The organism is Micromonospora sp. DT68 (assembly GCF_049847245.1).
GTDB lineage: Bacteria > Actinomycetota > Actinomycetes > Mycobacteriales > Micromonosporaceae > Micromonospora > Micromonospora profundi.
The window spans coordinates 63,839-80,478 of record NZ_JBNCNZ010000019.1; the positions used below are offsets into that span (position 1 = coordinate 63,839).

At 72.2% G+C, this 16,640-nt stretch carries 17 protein-coding genes and 1 pseudogene; 7 read left to right on the forward strand and 11 right to left on the reverse strand.

Features of this window, described 5'->3' with window-relative positions; translation table 11 throughout:
* Positions 1 to 24: 24 nt before the first annotated feature.
* Together ACPXB1_RS26500 and ACPXB1_RS26505 are read right to left on the reverse strand one after the other, a co-directional pair.
* Positions 25 to 1,224: an FAD-dependent oxidoreductase gene (locus ACPXB1_RS26500; RefSeq protein ID WP_355628338.1), complete on the reverse strand. Its 1,200-nt coding sequence runs from the start codon at positions 1,222 to 1,224 to the stop codon at positions 25 to 27.
* 2 nt (positions 1,225 to 1,226) lie between these two features.
* On the reverse strand, positions 1,227 to 2,018 hold the full coding sequence (locus ACPXB1_RS26505) for a maleate cis-trans isomerase family protein (protein ID WP_355596549.1): 792 nt from the start codon (positions 2,016 to 2,018) through the stop codon (positions 1,227 to 1,229).
* 173 nt (positions 2,019 to 2,191) lie between these two features.
* Between ACPXB1_RS26505 and ACPXB1_RS26510 the strand changes: the two genes are divergently transcribed.
* Positions 2,192 to 3,025, forward strand: coding sequence for a GNAT family N-acetyltransferase (locus ACPXB1_RS26510; RefSeq protein WP_355628341.1), 834 nt, complete (start codon positions 2,192 to 2,194; stop codon positions 3,023 to 3,025).
* Positions 3,026 to 3,043: 18 nt separating this feature from the next.
* Here ACPXB1_RS26510 and ACPXB1_RS26515 read toward each other — a convergent pair whose 3' ends face one another.
* From ACPXB1_RS26515 to ACPXB1_RS26530, 4 genes are all read right to left on the reverse strand, one after another.
* The gene (locus ACPXB1_RS26515) at positions 3,044 to 3,970 is read right to left on the reverse strand and encodes a hypothetical protein (RefSeq protein WP_355628344.1); all 927 of its coding nucleotides are present in this window, start codon (positions 3,968 to 3,970) and stop codon (positions 3,044 to 3,046) included.
* Positions 3,967 to 5,325 (reverse strand): hypothetical protein, encoded by a 1,359-nt coding sequence (locus tag ACPXB1_RS26520; protein WP_355628347.1) that lies wholly within the window; start codon positions 5,323 to 5,325, stop codon positions 3,967 to 3,969. Before ACPXB1_RS26520 ends, ACPXB1_RS26515 begins: the two co-directional genes overlap by 4 nt.
* Positions 5,322 to 5,627: a DUF6403 family protein gene (locus ACPXB1_RS26525; protein WP_355596557.1), complete on the reverse strand. Its 306-nt coding sequence runs from the start codon at positions 5,625 to 5,627 to the stop codon at positions 5,322 to 5,324. The genes ACPXB1_RS26520 and ACPXB1_RS26525 overlap by 4 nt, the downstream gene beginning before the upstream one ends.
* A 142-nt stretch (positions 5,628 to 5,769) precedes the next feature.
* On the reverse strand, positions 5,770 to 6,498 hold the full coding sequence (locus ACPXB1_RS26530; RefSeq protein WP_355596559.1) for an SDR family NAD(P)-dependent oxidoreductase: 729 nt from the start codon (positions 6,496 to 6,498) through the stop codon (positions 5,770 to 5,772).
* Positions 6,499 to 6,585: 87 nt separating this feature from the next.
* Between ACPXB1_RS26530 and ACPXB1_RS26535 the strand changes: the two genes are divergently transcribed.
* The 3 genes from ACPXB1_RS26535 to ACPXB1_RS26545 all read left to right on the forward strand — a co-directional run bounded on the left by ACPXB1_RS26535 (position 6,586) and on the right by ACPXB1_RS26545 (position 8,697).
* Entirely contained in the window at positions 6,586 to 7,419 is an 834-nt protein-coding gene (locus ACPXB1_RS26535; protein WP_355628350.1) for a patatin-like phospholipase family protein, read from the forward strand.
* Between the two features lie 46 nt (positions 7,420 to 7,465).
* The gene (locus ACPXB1_RS26540; protein ID WP_355596563.1) at positions 7,466 to 7,927 is read left to right on the forward strand and encodes a peroxiredoxin; all 462 of its coding nucleotides are present in this window, start codon (positions 7,466 to 7,468) and stop codon (positions 7,925 to 7,927) included.
* Positions 7,928 to 8,010: 83 nt separating this feature from the next.
* Entirely contained in the window at positions 8,011 to 8,697 is a 687-nt protein-coding gene (locus ACPXB1_RS26545; protein ID WP_355596565.1) for a hypothetical protein, read from the forward strand.
* A gap of 6 nt (positions 8,698 to 8,703) precedes the next feature.
* Here ACPXB1_RS26545 and ACPXB1_RS26550 read toward each other — a convergent pair whose 3' ends face one another.
* Positions 8,704 to 9,156, reverse strand: a complete 453-nt coding sequence (locus ACPXB1_RS26550) for a MarR family winged helix-turn-helix transcriptional regulator (protein WP_355596567.1) — start codon at positions 9,154 to 9,156, stop codon at positions 8,704 to 8,706.
* 96 nt (positions 9,157 to 9,252) lie between these two features.
* Between ACPXB1_RS26550 and ACPXB1_RS26555 the strand changes: the two genes are divergently transcribed.
* Positions 9,253 to 9,774 carry a hypothetical protein gene (locus ACPXB1_RS26555; RefSeq protein ID WP_355596569.1) on the forward strand — a complete coding sequence of 174 codons (522 nt, stop codon included), beginning with the start codon at positions 9,253 to 9,255 and terminating at the stop codon, positions 9,772 to 9,774.
* Between the two features lie 153 nt (positions 9,775 to 9,927).
* On the opposite strand, the gene ACPXB1_RS26560 is transcribed toward ACPXB1_RS26555, so the two are convergent.
* Positions 9,928 to 11,121, reverse strand: a complete 1,194-nt coding sequence (locus ACPXB1_RS26560) for a GNAT family N-acetyltransferase (protein WP_425735932.1) — start codon at positions 11,119 to 11,121, stop codon at positions 9,928 to 9,930.
* 200 nt (positions 11,122 to 11,321) lie between these two features.
* Between ACPXB1_RS26560 and ACPXB1_RS26565 the strand changes: the two are divergent.
* A pseudogene (locus tag ACPXB1_RS26565) lies at positions 11,322 to 12,056 on the forward strand (class I SAM-dependent methyltransferase); the annotation flags it as partial.
* Positions 12,057 to 12,095: 39 nt separating this feature from the next.
* Here the strand turns inward: ACPXB1_RS26565 and cydB are convergent.
* Both cydB and ACPXB1_RS26575 read right to left on the reverse strand, forming a co-directional pair.
* A complete protein-coding gene (cydB, locus tag ACPXB1_RS26570; RefSeq protein ID WP_355596573.1) occupies positions 12,096 to 13,094 on the reverse strand; it encodes a cytochrome d ubiquinol oxidase subunit II in 999 nt (332 codons plus the stop codon).
* 15 nt (positions 13,095 to 13,109) lie between these two features.
* Positions 13,110 to 14,525, reverse strand: coding sequence for a cytochrome ubiquinol oxidase subunit I (locus ACPXB1_RS26575; protein ID WP_355596575.1), 1,416 nt, complete (start codon positions 14,523 to 14,525; stop codon positions 13,110 to 13,112).
* A gap of 233 nt (positions 14,526 to 14,758) precedes the next feature.
* On the opposite strand from ACPXB1_RS26575, the gene ACPXB1_RS26580 reads away from it, so the two are divergent.
* Positions 14,759 to 15,532, forward strand: a complete 774-nt coding sequence (locus ACPXB1_RS26580) for a lysophospholipid acyltransferase family protein (protein ID WP_355628355.1) — start codon at positions 14,759 to 14,761, stop codon at positions 15,530 to 15,532.
* 31 nt (positions 15,533 to 15,563) lie between these two features.
* Here the strand turns inward: ACPXB1_RS26580 and ACPXB1_RS26585 are convergent, their stop codons facing one another.
* Positions 15,564 to 16,400 carry a nitroreductase/quinone reductase family protein gene (locus ACPXB1_RS26585; RefSeq protein WP_355596579.1) on the reverse strand — a complete coding sequence of 279 codons (837 nt, stop codon included), beginning with the start codon at positions 16,398 to 16,400 and terminating at the stop codon, positions 15,564 to 15,566.
* Positions 16,401 to 16,640 lie beyond the last annotated feature (240 nt).

The following is a 16,640-nucleotide window of genomic DNA, read 5'->3' on the forward strand; positions in this document are numbered from 1 at the left end:
TGGCTGTGGTGAACGGCCCGACGTCTAGTGCTGGATCCCGAGCATACTGACACGACGGAGGTAGTTTCGGGCGTCCTCGGGGTTGTCCGCGAGCGCCCGCAGGCGCAGCAGCCGCTCGCGGCGACCGGCCAGTTCGACACCGTCGGCCGAGGTGCGGTTCTCCGTCGTGGTCGGCTGGACGAAGCGCTCGGCGATCGACCTGCGACGTTGCGCGTACTCGCTGGTGGCCGTGTCCGGGTCCGGCTCGGCCAGCGCGATGGCTACCGCCACCGCGTCGTGGATGCCCGAGTTCAGACCCATGCCGCCGGTGGTGCTGCTCAGGTGGGCGGCGTCGCCGGCCAGCAACACCCGGCCGATCCGGAAGGACTCCGCGAGCCGCTGGTGGCTGCGGTAGGTCTGGTGCTGGCTCAGCGGCAACTCACGGGCGTCGGGCTTGCCGCCCAGCAGCAGGTCCACGGCGGCCAGGAAGGCCGGGTGCGTGCCGGACGGGGGCTCGTCGTCGACGCCGGTGCCCGTCGACAGCGCCGCACGCCAGATGTCGGGGGTTCTGATCAGCGAGAAACGGCCCTTCGGGCCGGACCAGTAGCCGACCGCGCCGAGATCGGGCACCGCGTCCTCGAAGCGGAACGGCGTGGCCACCACAAGGCTCAGCGTCGGGTACGTGAAACCGGGGAACGGAACGTCGAGCAGTTTGCGGGCGGTGCTGTGCGCGCCGTCGGCGGCCACCACCCACTGGGCGCTCACCACGCTCGGGGCGCCGTCGACGGTCACGTCCAACTCGACATGCGTGTCGTCCTGACGCAGGCCGACCACGTCGTGCCCGAACCGGATGTCGATGTTCGGCGTCTCGGCGACCGCGCGGCGCAGCAGCCGGACCAGCTTGTACTGCTCGTACTGCAACCGGAACGGGTACCGGGTCTCGCCTTCGAGCGCCTCGTAGGAGAAGCAGGCGGACTCGGTCAGCTCCAGGTCGCGGTAGTCCAGCCGGTGTACCCGGACCGCCTCCTTGAGCAGTGGGGCGGCCAGGTCGAGTTCGTCGAGCAGTTCGGTGGTCGGGGGGTGAACGGTGGAGCCGCGCCACTCCGACCGCACCTCGTCCGGGTCACGTTCGAGAACGATCACCGGGATGTCCCGGCGGGCCAGGGCGAGGGCCGTCACCATGCCCACCGGCCCGCCGCCGAGGACGACGACTGGGGCTTGCACGGCGTGACTGGTGGACGCCACGGTCACTCCTTCCCGCCGGCGACAACGCCGACGATTCCGGTCGAGGGGGTTTGGGTCAGGGTGGCGGCCAGGTGCCGCAACGCCGGGCTGGGCGACTCGCCCGCCAGGTGGGTGATCCCGGCGGTCTCCAGCAACTGCCAGGCGCCGGCGAGGTTCGACGACAGCACCGGGACGGGTGCCTGCGGCAGGACCTCGTCGAGGACGTCCAGGCTGGGTGCGCCCGTCCCGGTCAGCAGCACCGCGTGCCCGGGCGGGAAGCCGTCGTCGGCAAGCGAGCGCAGGGTCTGCAGCACTGTGTCGCGGACGGTGGTCGAGCTGAGGTCGTAGATGGCGCCCGTGCCGGGCACCGGCACCGGCGTGCCGACACTGCGGCCGTTCGCGCGCCAGAATGCCGCCGCCTGCTCGGTGAGCCAGTCCGGGTACGGCGAGATCAGGGTCAGTGACCGGACCGCGAGACGGTCGAGCACCTGCCGGACCGCGTTCGCCGCCCCGAACACCGGCGAGCCGAGGCGCCCGCTCGCCGCCTTGTCGGTGCGGTGCACGTCGCCGCGCCCCGGTCGGTAGTAGCAGCCGGTGCAGGCGACGTAGGTGGCCCGCAGGTCGAGGCCGTCGAGCGTGGCGGCGGTGTCCGGCAGCAGTTCGGCGTAGCGGTCCAGCCGCTGTGCGAGTGACCCGTTCACGACCGGCAGCCGGGCGACGTGGTAGCGGACCCGCGCTGGCAGCAGGCGACGGAGTTCGGGCTCAACCGTCGGGTTGGCGGGTGGAACAATGATGCCCAGAGCTGCCTCGACCATTACCAACCACCAAATCGTTCGACTGAGCCGTACGCCGTTCTACGTACTGGAACGATAGGGGCTGTGGTGGGGTCGGTCAACCCATTGCGGCCGACGGCTCGCAGGCAGTGACCAGGCAGTCGTGGCGCCACCCGCCCACCCGCGACGCGACCGCCGTGGCAGTCTGGTCCCCCGTGACAACCGACCAGACGATGCTCGCGCTCGCCGAACAGGCCGAGGCCGAGTTCATGTTCCAGTACGAGGCGGGGGCGCCCACCGACGTCCGAGCCGCCCTCGGCATGGCCGCCACCCGGATGGGCGGCGCGGTGGTGCTCTCCATGCGACACGACCCCACCGGCTACTGGAGCAAAGCGCTCGGGTTCGGCTTCGACGAGCCGGTCAGCGCCGACCTCATCGCCGCGGTGTGCGACTTCTACCGCGCCGAGGCGACACCTGCCGCCGTCCTCCAGATCGCTCCCGACCTGCTACCTGCGGACTGGGACGACATCTGCGCGCGGGAGAACATCACCGGCGGCAGCACCTGGGTGAAGCTCGCCGCCGAGATCGGAACGCTCCGACCCGGCCACACCGACCTGCGGGTCGGCCCAGTGCCCCCGGAGCTGCACGGCCAGTGGGCGTCGGTGGTGCTGCGCTGCTTCGGCATGCCCGAGCAGCACCTCGGACCGATGCTCACCGGCGCCGTGCGCGACCCCCGCTTCCAGCCGTACGCCGCCTGGGACGGCGACGAGATGGTCGCCGCCGCCAACCTGTTCGTCCACGGCGCTGTGGGCTCGCTCAACACCGGCGCGACACTGCCGAGCCACAGGGGTCGGGGCGCGCAGTCGGCGCTGCTGACGGCCCGGGCGGCCGCCGCGGAGCGGGCCGGCTGCCGGTGGGTCGTCTCCGAGACGGGCCGACCCGACCCGGGCTCGTCCAACCCGTCGCTGACAAACATGCTCCGGGTCGGCCTCACACCGCTGTACGAGCGGCGCAACTGGGTGTGGCGGGCGGAGCCGACCGGGTCGTGAAGCCGGCCGGCGCCGCCGTCACCGACTCGCCTGCGTCGCCCGCTGGCTCAGCTCGTCGACGTGCCCGATGAGCTGGCGCACGGCTGCGTCGTCACTCGCGTCGACGGTCTCGATGCGGTCGAGCAGCCCGGCGTAGTCCGAGGTCAGCTCCAGGTACCGCCTGCCGAAGTCCTTCTCGACATCGGTGACGCCGCTGCGGCGGCGCGTCGCCGCGTACCGCTTGTCGAGGTCGATGATCTGCTGAGCCAGCACGGCCGCGCCGGCGCCCAGCGCGCTACTCGCGTCGGCGTGCTCGTCGCGCCGGTGCCGACGGGCGGCCGCGAGCCGGCCCGCCCGGCGACCCGCCACATAGATCGCAGCCGAGCCGATGACGACGGCCACGATCGCCGCCCCCGCGAGCAGGAAACGCGGCAGCGACGGGCTGATCGTGCGCGTGCCGTCGGGTACGGTGCCGGCCTTCACCAACAGGTCGTAGTTGACGGTGACGACCTTCAGCGCGTCCAGCGGGCGGTCGGTGAAACTGTCGACGCCCCGGCTGATGATGGTCTCCGCCACGACGGCCCGCCCGAAGTTCTCGTCGTCGCGCCCGGGCAGCAACGCGCAGCCCCACGTGTCGTAGTCGTCGCCGTCGGGGCTCATCACCAGCACGACGTTTCCCTCGGCGGCGCGCCTGACCTGGCGGCAGCCGTCCCGCAGGTCGGCGCCCGGCTTGAGCAGCAGTACGACGAGCCGGCGGTTGCCGATGATCCGTTCGGCCGCGGCCCGGTCCAGGTCGACGCCCGGTGCCGCGTACACCGAGGACGTGCGGACCTGACGGGCGGCCGGACCGTCGAGCACCCCGCCGGTCCACAGTGCCCAGGCGGCAAGCACCAGGCATGCCAGCACGGCGAGACCGAAGGGTGTGCTGACCAGGGCGCCGAGCCATCCTCGAAGAGACTTCTTCACGACAACCTGCCCTGTAGGTAGAGCTCGGGGCGGTAACTGGTCAGGCCCGACGTCCGGGCGCCGTCGTCCAGTTCCTCGGCCGCCTCCTTCAGCAACGACAGCACGTGATGCTCCGGCAGCTCCTCGTCCAACGCGGCACGGGCCGCTTGGAGCTTGACGATGCCTCTCGTCAACGCCGGGTTGCTACGCGCGTCGGTCAGCAGGGACATCTCGACGGCGAGCGCCGTGAGACCGGCCAGCCGGGCCGGCGCGCCGTTGCCCCGCCGGATCCCCGTGCCGTCCGGCCGGCGCAGCGACCGCACCGACAGGGCCAGGAACGTCGCCACGCAACCCGCGAACAGCCACGGCAGCACGGGCAGCGCCACCCGCAGCGGGTCGACCGGCCGGTACGGCAGCGGACGGTCGAACAGCCCCGAGTAGCGGATGTCGGTGACCCGGTTCAGGTAGACCGCGAGCACCTGGTCCTGCGAATAGTCGTACTTACTGATCCGGTCGGCGAAGTGGCCGTAGAAGCTAGCCCCGGCCACCTCAGAGAAGTCCGCCGCCGGGCCGTGGTACTCGATCCAGTTGCCGTACATCACGATGATCGGGGTGTTGGGGAACAGGCCGGTCAGTGCCGGACCGAAGCGAGGCAGGGGCTCACCGAACGGCTGCGGGGGAAGCGCCACGTACAGGGCGCCGTCCGGGAACGCGGTCTTCGCGGCCTTGTCCGGCACCGCGGTGAGGCTCGCTCCCGCGGCGGCGTGCAGGCCCTTGGCCCGCAGGTCGGCGGCGACGGCGGTCAACTCCGGGCCGCTCGGCTCGCGCCAGCGCACCACGTCCTGGTCGGCCGGGGCGGGCACCTCCCGCAGCGCGGCGATCAGTGCCACGAGCGAGCCCGTCACGTCGGCGGTGGCGAAGCTCGCACGCCAGCTCGGCAGGTCATCGGGCACGGCCCGGTAGATGCCGCCGGACACCTCGGTGCCGATCACCGTGATGGTGGCGTTGTCCACGTCGCGTACCCGGCGTTGTTCGTCCTCGTCGAGCCAGGGTGGCGCGACCAGGATGCGGACAGGGTGGTCGCCGGCCACCGCACGGACCTGCTGCTCGTCCCACCGTGCGATCGAGCCGGGCAACCGCACCACGGGACTGCCGGCCACCAGCGCTGTCATCTCCTCCACCGACGGGACGGTCGGGTCGCCTCCCCGGGGAGGCGGGCCCTTCGGGACCGTCGTCGAGTCAGCCGGCGACCGGCCGTAGCTCACGTCGGCGCCGTGCTGCTGCTGGGCACCCAGGAAGATCACCAGGACGACAACGGCGATGCCCAGAAGCGCCCAACGCAGGGCCTCGTAGCGGTGCGACCTGCGGGCCGTCACGGGTGCGCCCGCCACAACCGGTCGGCCTGCCGGGCGTGTTGCTCCGCCGTCCGGGCTGCCGAAACCCCGCCGCGGTCGGCGGCGATCAGCTCGGCGCGGGCCAGCAACTGCTCGGCCGCCGGCACCGGGTCCGGTGCCGCGTCCCGGCTGACCGTCGCGCTGTCGATGGCAGCGCGGGCGGCCGACCAGGCGGCCCGCCGTTTGCGGTCGCGTGCCCGCCGGGCGGGGACCAGTGTCGTCGCGAGCCCGGCGCCCACCAGCAGGACGCCGCCGGCCAACCAGGCGAGGAGGGTGTGGGACATGCGCTCCAACCATCGGACGAGGGGTACGGCGGTCGCGCGACCAGGGGGTCGGGCGGCCGCGGGGTACGAACGAGTCTGACCGATGCTGTCGAACCGGCGCGCAGGAGGCCTCGCGGCACTGGGGCGGGGCGGACCGTCGGGATCAGAGGCCGCCGGAGACGCGCAACACCGTGCCAGTGGTGTACGAGGCGTCCGGGCCGAGCAGCCACGCGATGGCGGCGGCGATCTCGTCGGGTTCGCCGGCCCGGCCCAGCGGTATGCGGCCGGCAGCCCTGTCGGGACGGTCGGGCACTCCGGAGACGGCGTGGATGTCGGTGCGCACGATGCCGGGAGCGACGGCGTTGACCCGGATGCCACGCGGGGCGAGTTCCTTGGCCAGGCCGACGGTGAGGGTGTCGGTGGCGCCCTTCGCGGCGGCGTAGTGCACGTACTCACCGGGGCCGCCGAGGGTCGCCGCCGCCGAGGACACGTTGACGATCGCCCCACCGTCGGTCATCCGGCGGGCCGCCTGCTGGGCACAGAGGACGTACCCGATGAGGTTGACGTCGACGACGCGGCGCAGGTCCTCGACGCGCAGCTCGGTGAACGGGCCGATGGGGCTCGTGACACCGGCGTTGTTGACCAGGCCGGTGAGCGGGCCGAGCCGCTCGGCGGCGGTGAACAGCTCGTCGACCTGGTCGGGGTCAGTGGTGTCGGCGCACACCGCGACGGCAGCGACGCCGGCGGCCCGCAGGTCGGCGACGACCGCCTCGGCGGCGGCGTGGTCGCGGAGGTAGCACAGCGCGACGTGATGCCCGGCAGCGGCGAGGCGGCGGGCGGTGGCCGCGCCGATGCCCCGGCCTCCGCCGGTGATGACGGTGACGGGTGCCATGGTGCCTCCGCTGCTGTCCTGGGGCGCGTACCGGTCGCGCCGACGCTACCGTGACCGACGCGGACCGGTCGTCGAGAGGAGAGTCACATGGAACGGGCGTTGGTGCTCGGTGGTGGCGGGGTGACCGGCGTGGCCTGGGAGCTGGGTCTGCTGGCCGGACTGGCCGAACGGGGCGTGGACGTCTCCGAGGCGGACCTGGTGGTGGGCACGTCGGCGGGCTCGGTGGTGGGCGCGCAGGTGTGCTCGGGGCTACCACTGGAGCAGTTGTACGCCGAGCAGTTGACGCCGCCGTCGGGCGAGCGGCCGGCACGGCTGGGGTTCATGGCGCTGGCGCGGCTGGTCTGGGCCGGCGGGCGTACCCGGGACGCGGTGCGGTCACGGGCACGGATCGGGGCGATGGCGGTGGCGGCGCGTACCCCGTCGGAGGCCTCGCGCCGCGCTGTCATCGAGGCCCGCCTGCCGGTGCGGGAGTGGCCGGCACGGCGGTTTCTGGTGACCGCCGTGGACGCCGCCTCGGGCGAGTTCGTGGTGTTCGACGGCGACAGCGGAGTGTCGCTGGTGGACGCGGTGGGGGCCAGTTGCGCGGTGCCCGGGGTGTGGCCGCCGGTGACGATCGGCGCGCGCCGCTACATCGACGGCGGGATGCGCTCGGCGGTGAACGCGGACCTGGCGTCCGGCGCGCGGCGGGTGCTGGTGATCGCGCCGACGTCGGGGGCGTTCGGTCCGATGCCCCGGCTGTCGGCGCACGTGGCGCAGTTGCGCCAGGCCGGGTCGCGGGTACTTGTGGTGACGCCGGACGAGGGCGCGCGTAGGGCGATCGGCCGCAACGTGCTGGACCCCGCGCGGCGGGCCGGGTCGGCGCGGGCCGGTCGGGCGCAGGCAGCTGTGCTGGCGGATGAGGTGGCGGCGCTCTGGGCGTGATCGCTTACGCTCACCGCCTGTCCCGACTGACAAGCGGAGGTGCGCGGTGGCGGATGTGACTGTCGGCGACGTGGTGGAGGACTTCGAGCTGCCGGACGAGACGGGCACCCCACGGCGGTTGTCGGAGTTCCTCGCGACCGGTCCGGTGGTGCTGTTCTTCTACCCGGCGGCCCTGAGCAGGGGTTGCACGGCCGAGAGCTGCCACTTCCGGGACCTGGCTGCGGAGTTCACGGCGGTGGGCGCGACGCGGGTGGGCATCAGCCGCGACACAGTGGACAAGCAGGCGGAGTTCTCCGCGCGACACGGCTTCGACTATCCGCTGCTGTCCGACCCGGACGGGGTCGTCACGCAGCGGTTCGGGGTGCGGCGGCGGCTGCCGTTGGGTCCGCTGAGCACCAAGCGGATGACGTTCGTCATCGGCACGGACCGGCGTGTCATCGACGTCATCCACAGCGAGGTCAGCATGAACGACCACGCCGATCGGGCACTGCGGGCGCTGGGCGGCTGAACGGGCGCGAGCCCCGTGCGGCGCGTGTCGCAGTGGACTGGTATCAAGACAGCAATCAAACAGGTGTACGGAAGAGGGTTGCGATGGATGCCGGCCAGGGTTTGTCCACTGACGAGGTGCAGAGCCTGCGGGAGGCGTTGGCGGCCGGGCGTAAACCGCGGGTGGTGTTCACCGCCTCGGCGGGGCAGATCGCCGGCCAGGTGGGCCAGGTCATCGAGCTGACCGACCCGGAGGTGTCCGACGAGTTCGTGGTGGTGCGCTTCGGCCGCGACGAGCTGCCGTTCTCCCCCGCCGACCTGGCGATCGCCCCCAAGGGCGCCGGTCGCCGGGTTGTCGAGCCGAAGCCGGAGCCGCCGACACCGGAGCCCCCTGCGGCACCGGAACCGGAGTTCGTGTTGGACACGCCGCGGGTGCCGGCGCAGCGGCGGGAGGAGCCGAAGGTGGAACAGGTGGAGAAGCCGCCGGCGCGGCGGGCGGTCAAGGCGACCAAGCCGAAGGGCCCGGCAGGGCTGACGGTGACGCTGGCGTACGCCGACGGCGAGTGGACTGTCGCCGCGCAGCAGGGCAGCAAGGCGCTCGCGAAGCCGTACGTGGTGAAGCCGGCCGAGGCGCTGAAGATGGTGGCGCTCGTCGACGTGCCCGGTGTGCAGGAGGCGGTGGAGCAGATTCTCGGCACCGAGCGGGCCGAGGCCGAGCAGCAGGCCGAGAAACTGCGGGCCGAGTTGGCCGAGATCGAGGCACGGTTGGCGGAGCTGCGCGAGGCCCGCTGAGGCGGGTCAGCGCTGGCTGTGATGCTCCAGCAGCCGGGTTAGCAGGCGCGTCAACTCCGTACGCTCGCTTGCCGACAGCGGGGCGAGCAGGTCGTCCTGGACCCGGCCGACGGTGTCGGCCAACTGTCGGGCCTTGTCGGCGCCGGCGGCGGTGAGGCTGATGACGTTGCGGCGGCGGTCGGCCGGGTCGGGGGCGCGGACGACGAGCCCCCGACCGGCCAACTCGTTGACGGCCGCCACGACGTCGCTGCGGTCGATGGCGCAGCGACGTCCGAGGTCGGCCTGGCTGGCGGGGCCTCCCTCGGCCAGCGCGGCGAGCAGCCGGAAGTGGTAGCCGCGCAGGTCGTACGCGGCGAAGCCCGCGGCGACGAGTCGGGCGGCGTGGCTGGCGGTCTGACTGAGCAGCCAGCTCGGGGTGGTGCGTAGCCCCGCGGGCGCCTGCGGGGAGCTGGACTCCATGGGCAGCAGCCTAACAGCAATCGTTGGTGCGACCCACGACTCGTGCTACGTTGGCCGCACCAACGTTGGTGATGCCAACGTTTCGAAGGAGGCGTCATGTCCACTCCCACCCTCACCGGGCAGGTCATCGGCCAGGCCCACTACGCCACCCGGGCCCTGCTCGAACGGGCTGTCGCGCCGCTCGGCGTCAGCTTCGGGCAGGTGCTCGCGCTCAACGTCCTCGCCGCCGGTGCCGTCGAACGGGACCGGCTCGTACAGCGAATCACCGGCACACTCAAGGTCGACGAGCCCGCGGTGCAGCAGATCATCGCCGAGCTCCTCGACGCCGACCTCGCGCGCAATGCCTCCCCCGACGGTGGTGCTTCCGTCGGTGACGACAGTGCCGCCATCGGCGATGCTTCGGTCGGCGGCGACAGTTCCGCCGTCGGCCCGGCGATTCGGCTGACCGACACCGGGCGTGCCGTGCAGGCTCGCATCGCCGGGGCCGTCGGGGACATCACCGGCCGGCTGTACGGGGACATCCCCGCCGACGAGGCGGCCACCGTCGCCCGGGTGCTCACCCTGGTCACCCAGCGTGCCAACGCCGAGCTGGCCACACTTCCGGCGTCATCCATATGATCGACTCGGGTTCGGTGAAATCGCGGTGTCCGGGCGGCCGGAACACCCCGATTTCCAGGAGCCCGAGTCGATCAGGCTGGCCTACGGCGCGGCAAGCCGACCTGCGGCGCGGCGGCGGTCAGGCCAGAGTGCCGGCCCGGCCGACCCGGCCGGTCAGAAATAGTCGAGCATCTGCGCCGGGCCGCCGGCACCCAGCAGGTCCAGGGCGTCGGGCCGCACACCGGTGGCGTGCAGCAGACCCGCCTCGGCGACCGCCTGGGCGCGGGCGGCGCCGGCGTAGAGCAGGGCGAAGCCCCGTACGTTCAGGTGCAGGTCCGGCTCTACGCCGACCCGGGTCAGCTCGGCTGCGCCGTCGGCGACCGTCAACCGCCACGTGCCGGTGTTCCACTCGGCGAGCGGGTCGGCGAGGGCGAAGTCGACAGCACCCCGGGCGTGGGCGGGCCACCCCCGTGCGGCGACCGCCCGCGCCACGTCCACCGGCCGGTGCATCCACAGGTTGCGCTGGTGTTCGCGGGCCGACTCCAGCGGCAGGTGGGTGCTGACGGCGTCGCCGTCGAGGAGGCACAGCCGCAGGGTGGGCGCGACGCTTGCCCAACTGCCGAGCACGCCGACGAGTTCCCGGGCGGCCTCCGGGGTCACGGCCAGAGCCTCGTCGACGGTGAGCACGGAGTTGGCGTCGTAGCCACGGCCCCGCTCCCAGCTCGCGTAGCCGACCAGGTCGCCGCCGTCCTCGATGAGGGTGAGCGCGTCGCCGGGCAGGCCGCCGTCGGCGGCGGAGACGTCGAACAGTTCACCCCGGCGTGTGAGCATCCCGTTGCGGTTCCGGCTGACCCGCTCGTACAGGGCGGTGACGGCGGGCAGGTCCGCAGGAGTGCCGGCGCGGACGGTGAGCCGGGGATCCGGCCGGTGCCGGGGCAGCGCGGCGGTCGCCAGATCGAGGGTACGCAGCACGCCTGCCGCTTCCCAGCCGCAGGCGCGGTACGGGGCGGCGACTGTGGGATACAGCGCGCTGAGGGCCGCACCGCGCTCGTTGGCGCCGCGGAGCAGGGCGGTGAGCATCGCGCGGGCCGCTCCCCTGCCCCGGGCCTCGGGGGCGACGGCCACCCCGCCCACGTCGGCGGCCGGCACCGCCTGGCCACCCCACCACTGGTCGTGGTGCAGGTCGACGGCCTTGCCGACGAGCCGGCCGTTGTCGTCGAACGCGCCGTAGCGGGTCATGCCGGGCACGTCGACTCTGGTGCGCGGATGGCGTTGCTGCGGGTCGGATCCGAACGCGAGGCAGTTCAGCTCCCAGGCGTCGTCGAGGTCGTCGACGGTGAGTTCGCGGACGTGGACGGTGGCGGGCATCGGCACACCGTAGCGGGGCGGCTCGTCGCCGGGCCGCTCATTTTCGGCCGGGTACCGGTCGTCCCCTGTGCGCGCTCGGAGAAGGCTGGCACGCGCCCGCGCAGGGGCTTGCGGCCCGGTCCGCCAGAACATAGCGTCTCGACGTATCGGCCCGATACATCGGGTCGACATTCGGGAGAGGTGACGGCATGACCAGTGGGCAGTTGTACGACACCATCGGCGCCACGTACACGGTGACGCGGCGCACCGACCCGCGGATCGCCGCGAGGATCTGGGCGGCGCTCGGAGACGCGCGGACCGTCCTGAACGTCGGTGCTGGCACCGGCTCCTACGAGCCCACCGACCGCGACGTCACCGCTGTGGAGCCGTCGGCGCTCATGCGGGCGCAGCGCCCGGTGGGCGCGCCGCCGTGCGTGGCCGCCGTCGCGGCGAACCTTCCGTTCGAGGACCAGTCCTTCGACGCCGCGATGGCTGTCTCCACAGTGCACCACTGGCCGGACCCGATCGCCGGGTTACGCGAGATGCGACGGGTGGCCCGGCGGGTGGTGGTGTTCACGCACGACGACAGTGACACCGGGTGGCACCGCCGGTTCTGGCTCACCCGCGACTACCTGCCCGAGGTGGCACAGCTTCTCTCCGACCGGCCTCCGCTGGTCGAGCAGGCCCGCGCGATCGGAGCCCGCATCGAAGAGGTGCCGATCCCGTGGGACTGCGCCGACGGCCTGTTGGAGGCGTACTGGCGTCGGCCCGAGGCGTACCTCGACGAGCGGGTGCGCCGGGGTCTGTCGCTCTGGACCAGAGTCGGCCCGGAGGCCGAGCACCGGGCGGTGCGCGACCTGCGGGCAGACCTCGCCTCGGGGCGGTGGGCCGAACGCAACAGTGACCTCGTCGGCCTCGACGCGGCGGAACTCGGCCTTCGCCTGCTCGTGACCTGACCGGCCGCCGATCAGCGGCGGCCGGTCAGGTCACTTCCGTCAGTGCTGCGGGATGTTGGCCACGCCGATGCGCTTGCGGAACACCCAGTACGTCCAGCCCTGGTAGGCAAGCACGATCGGAGTGAAGATCACCGCCACCCAGGTCATGATCTTCAGGGTGTACGGGGTGGAGGCCGCGTTCGTGGTGGTCAGAGTGCCCGCAGCGTCGAGCGTGGACGGCATCACGTTCGGGAACAGCGCGGCGAACAGTGTGGCCACCGCCAGGCCGATGGCAACTGCCGTGCCGGTGAACGCCCAGCCCTCCCGGCGTACCTTGGCGGCGGCCAGACCACCGAGCAGGGCGACGGCCGCGCCGACGGCGAGCACGACGGCGGCGGGGCTGGAGCGGATGCTGAGCGTCCAGGTCAGGAAGCCCACCGCGAGCACCGCGGTGCCGACGCCCAGGCGCACCGCGAGGGCACCGGCGCGTTCCCGGATGTCGCCGGTGGTCTTCAGGGCGATGAACACCGCGCCGTGGGTGAGGAACAGCGCGAGGGTGGTCGCGCCACCGAGCAGTGCGTACGGGTTGAGCAGGTTGAACAGACCGCCGACGTACTCGTGGTCGGCGTCCAGCGGCACGCCGCGCAGGATGTTGGCGAACGCGACGCCCCACAGGATCGCCGGCAGCAGCGAGCCGACGACGATGGCGGCGTCCCAGCGGCGCTTCCAGGACGCCTCGGGGCGCTTGTGCCGGTATTCGAAGGCCACGCCCCGGGCGATGAGGGCCAGCAGGATCAGCAGCAGCGGCAGGTAGAAGCCGGAGAAGAGGGTGGCGTACCACTCCGGGAAGGCGGCGAACATGGCGCCACCCGCGGTGATCAGCCACACCTCGTTGCCGTCCCAGACCGGCCCGATGGTGTTGATCATGACGCGGCGTTCGCGGTCGTCGCGTCCGAGCACCGGCAGCAGCATGCCGACGCCGAAGTCGAAGCCCTCCAGGATGAAGTAGCCGGTGAACAGCACGGCGACGAGGAGAAACCAGATGGTGGTGAGGTCCACGATGGGGCTCCGGGATCAGTAGGCGAAGGCGAGCGGACGCTCGGCGTCGTCGTGGGTGTCGTCGATGGGGTGCTCTTCGCTGACGTCGGGCACGCCGGCCTTGGCGTAGCGCAGCAGCAGCTTGACCTCGATCACGGCGAGGGTGGCGTAGATCAGCGTGAAGGCGGTGAACGAGGTCAACACCTCGCCCAGCGAGACGCTGCGGGACACACCGTCGCGGGTGAGCATCTCGCCGAAGACGATCCACGGCTGGCGGCCCATCTCGGTGAAGATCCAGCCGAAGGAGTTGGCGAGCAGCGGCAGCACCGGCATGGCAAGCCCGGCGCGCAGCAGCCACTTGCTGCTCGGGGTACGGCCCTTGCGCTGGCTCCAGAGCACCACGAGGGCGATGGCGGCGGCGGCCAACCCGAAGGCGATCATGAAGCGGAAGCTCCAGTAGGTGATCGGGATGATCGGGGTGTAGCTGCCGGCGCCGTACTGGGCGGCGTACTGGGCCTGGAGGTCGTTGATGCCGTGCACTGTGCCGTTCGGGTCGCCGGTGCCCAGGTACGACAGCAGGTACGGGATCTTGAGGGCGAACACCTCGCGGCTGCCGTCGAGGCTGCCGATGGTGAGCACGGAGAACGAGGCGGGGCTCTCGGTGGAGTAGAGGCCCTCGGCGGCGGCCATCTTCATCGGCTGCACCTGGGTCATGATCTTGCCCTGGATGTCGCCGGTGATCACGACGATGGCGGAGGAGACCAGCACCACCCAGGAGCCGAACTTGGTGGCGAAGCGGTACGCGCCGGTGTCGGCGGAGTCCCGGTTGCGGATCACGTGGTACAGGCCGACGGCCACGACAAGCGAGCCGGCGACCAGGAACGAGCCGGCAAGCGTGTGCGGGAAGGTGATCAGGGCGACCTTGTTGGTCAGCACCGCCACGAAGTCGGTCAGCTCGGCGCGGCCGGTCTCCGGGTTGAGTCGGAAGCCGACCGGGTTCTGCATGAACGAGTTGGCCGCGAGGATGAAGTACGCGCTGAGGTTGGTGCCGATCGCTGCGGCCCAGATGCTGGCCAGGTGCAGGCGCTTGGGCAGCCGGTCCCAGCCGAAGATCCACAGGCCGATGAACGTGGATTCGAGGAAGAAGGCGACGAGTGCCTCGATGGCCAGGGGTGCACCGAAGATGTCGCCGACGAAGCGGGAGTAGTCGCTCCAGTTCATGCCGAACTGGAACTCCTGCACGATGCCGGTGACCACGCCCATCGCAAAGTTGATCAGGAACAGCTTGCCGTAGAACTTGGTGAGCTTGAGGTAGCGCTCGTTGCCGGTGCGGTGCCACATCGTCTGGAGGATCGCCACCAGCACCGACAACCCGATGGTCAGCGGCACGAAGAGAAAGTGGTAGACGGTGGTGACACCGAATTGCCACCGGGCGACGTCCAACGCGTCCACCTGAAACCCCCAGCTATTCATACTACGAGACGTAGTAGATACTACTGCTCGTCGTAGCGAAAGAGGCAGGGCCGGGGGGCCCGAACCGGCCCGGGACCAATGACCCTGATCACCCGGCCACCCGGCCCACCCGCCGCCAGTGGCGTCCAGCCCGTTCGGCCCGCCCACCCGACGTGATCAACCGGCCGACCCGCCCTCGCGGCCCCACCGCAGCGTGCGACGATGGCGCGCTGATGAACACCGCACACTCCCCCTGGCAGCCGCCGTTGATCTGGCGCGGCGCCCAGCTGCTGGCCCGGGCCGTGATGGCCCTGGTGGCCCGCCTGGAGGTCACCGGCGACGTCCCGGCGCACCTGCGCCGAGGGCCGTTGGTGCTGGCCGCCAACCACATCAGCCCCTTCGACCCGGTGGCGCTTGTCGCCGCCTGCCAGGTCCGCGGCATCTCCCCCCGCGTCATGGCGACCGCCGGCCTGTTCCGCGCCCCGGTGGTCGGCACCCTCATGCGCCACGCCGGCCACATCCGTGTCGACCGCGGCACCAGCGCCGTGCACCGGGCACTCGACGCCGCCACGACCGCCGTCGCCGCCGGATCGGTGATCCTCATCTACCCGGAGGGACGCATCGGGCTGGACCCCGGCATGTGGCCCGAGCGCGGCAAGACCGGCGCCGCCCGTCTCGCCCTGGACTGCGGCGCACCCGTCATCCCGGTCGCGCAGTGGGGAGCCCACGAGGTGCTGCCCTACCGGGCTCCCCGGGGGATGCTGCGCCGCCTGGCCCGCGCGGTGTGGCACCGCCCGGTGATCCGCGTGCACTTCGGCGAACCCGTCGACCTGGGCGAGGTAAACGCCTCCGACCCCGGCGCCGCCCGCCGGGCCACCGACCGGATCATCGACGCGCTCACCGACGCCCTCGCCCCGCTGCGCCCCGACGAGCCCGACACACCCCGCTACGTCGACCCGGGCCGCCCGAGCGACAGCAGCCGGGTACACCGCCGCAGGTCGGGCTGACCCACCTCAGGGCCAGCCCGACCGGTACCTGTCAGTCGGCGGCGTTCAGCAGCGGCACAAGCTGCTCCTCCTCGTATGCCAGGTGCGCCCGTACCTGGTCGGTGAGCCGGGCCACCTCGCGGCGCAGCACCTCCCGGTCCGGCTGCGGCGTACCCAGGACAGCGCGCAACTCGTCAAGCGCCGCCGCCACCGCCCGGTGCTCGTCGGCGAGCCGGGCCAGCACCGTAGCCAGGTCGGGCCGCTGGTCGGCGAGCCAGGCGAACAGGCCGGCGTCTTCGCGCTCATGGTGGCCGTGCAGCCCCTGACACAGGCTCAGGCAGTTCACCCGTAGTTGCGCGCCGACGTGCGGCCCGGCCTTGTCGACCTCCTGTTGGATCAGCGCGAGTTCCCGCCGGAACGCGTCGTGCACGGCGACCAGCGCCGTACCCGGCGGGCCAGGCGGTGGCGTCGGCGGACCCGGCAGCGGCTCCAGCGCCACCACCGGCAGCGCGCGCCCCGCCCGGTCCTGGTACTCGCCCCAACCGGGATCGGCCGCCACCGCCCGAGCGAAGACGGCGTCCCGTTCGGCCCCGGTCAGCACGTCGGCTCTGGCGCGATAGGTGAAGACCCCGTCCTCCACAGTGACCTGCGGATCGGCCAGCAGATTGCGGAACCACTGCGGGTCACGTGGCGCCCCACCGGCGGACGCGATGACCAGGACCCGCTCCCCGCCGTCGGGCAGATAGCCCAGCGGGGTGGTGTGCGGGGCGCCGGTACGCGCCCCAGTGGTGGTGAGCAGCAGCAGGCGGGCGTTCTCGAACCAACCGCCGACGCGACCGCCGTTGGCGCGGAACTCCGCGATGATGTCGTCATTGAAGCTGTGTGGCACGTGACTCCCAGGAGACAGGGGCCCGCCGCGACCACGGCGCGGCGAGCGCGGACAGACAAGAATGGCCGGCCACGCGGCGGTGACGACACGACGCGTGAGCGCGAACCCGAGCACGGAGGAAGGCGGAGACGGGCGGGCCTCGGGCCCACCCGGGGGTCACTCGCCCGCCGGGTGCCCTGTCCGCTCGTGGCCAATGGCCGACCCGGCAGTCACGACACCGAATCTAGTGGCCGCCGCGGC